The organism is Mesorhizobium sp. M7A.F.Ca.AU.002.02.1.1, assembly GCF_003998535.1.
Classification (GTDB): Bacteria; Pseudomonadota; Alphaproteobacteria; order Rhizobiales; family Rhizobiaceae; genus Mesorhizobium; species Mesorhizobium ciceri.
Map to the genome: position 1 here is coordinate 1 of NZ_RZPB01001348.1, position 816 is coordinate 816.

Genomic DNA, 816 nt, shown 5'->3' on the forward strand with positions numbered 1-816 from the left:
GGCCGGCAAGCCCGGCGGCAGCGGCACCCGTGACGGTGGCGAGGCCGGCGGCGCTGCCGACCAGCAAAGGCACGGAACGGCGAAAGCCGAACTGCGCGCCGGACGCGGTCGACAGGGTCGTGGCGATGCCGGGCGTGGTGGTGGCGACGATGGCAAACAGGATGAGCGGGAAAATGGGCTCGAGCATGCGGCGTCCTCGGTGGGAGGGCTGCCATCGTAGCTGCGCACGAACTTCAGTAAATGCAATGTTTGCTATGGTTGACATTAGCAAGCATAATGCCAACCATGATCCGAAATCTCGACATGGCGCTGATCCGCACCTTTATCACCGTCGCCGACAAGGCCAGCATGACAGCGGCGGCCAATGCACTGCACCTGACGCAAGGTGCTGTCAGCCAGCAGGTCAAACGGCTGGAGGAGGCGTTCGGCTCGAGCCTCTTCGAGCGCGACCGGCGCGGCTTGCGGCTGACGCGCGCCGGTGAACAGCTGTTCGGCAGGGGCAAGCGGCTGCTGGCCTTGAATGACGAGATCTGGGCCGAAATGGCTGGGAGCCCGGTGGCCGGCCAGGTGCGGCTCGGCGTGCCCTACGACCTTGTCGGCACCTTGCTGGCGCCGGTGCTGAAGACCTATGCCGAGACCTATCCGCAGGTCGAGATATCGCTGGTCTGCGCCTCGTCGCCAGAATTGACTGCTGCCCTTGCGGCCGGGACCATCGACCTTGCCGTGATCGAGGAATGCGCCGGCCCGTCGGCCGGCGAATGCCTCGTCGTTGACCGGCTGGTCTGGGTCGGTGCCAAGGGCGGCGTTGCCCGCGCC

1 protein-coding gene and 1 pseudogene are annotated in these 816 nt (G+C 66.3%); one reads left to right on the forward strand and one right to left on the reverse strand.

Going from position 1 to position 816, the window contains the following annotated elements:
• Positions 1-187, reverse strand: a pseudogene (locus EN879_RS37640) (LysE family translocator); the annotation flags it as partial.
• A gap of 98 nt (positions 188-285) precedes the next feature.
• Between EN879_RS37640 and EN879_RS37645 the strand changes: the two are divergent.
• The coding region (locus EN879_RS37645) for a LysR family transcriptional regulator (RefSeq protein ID WP_164774926.1) at positions 286-816 on the forward strand (531 nt) is incomplete at its 3' end.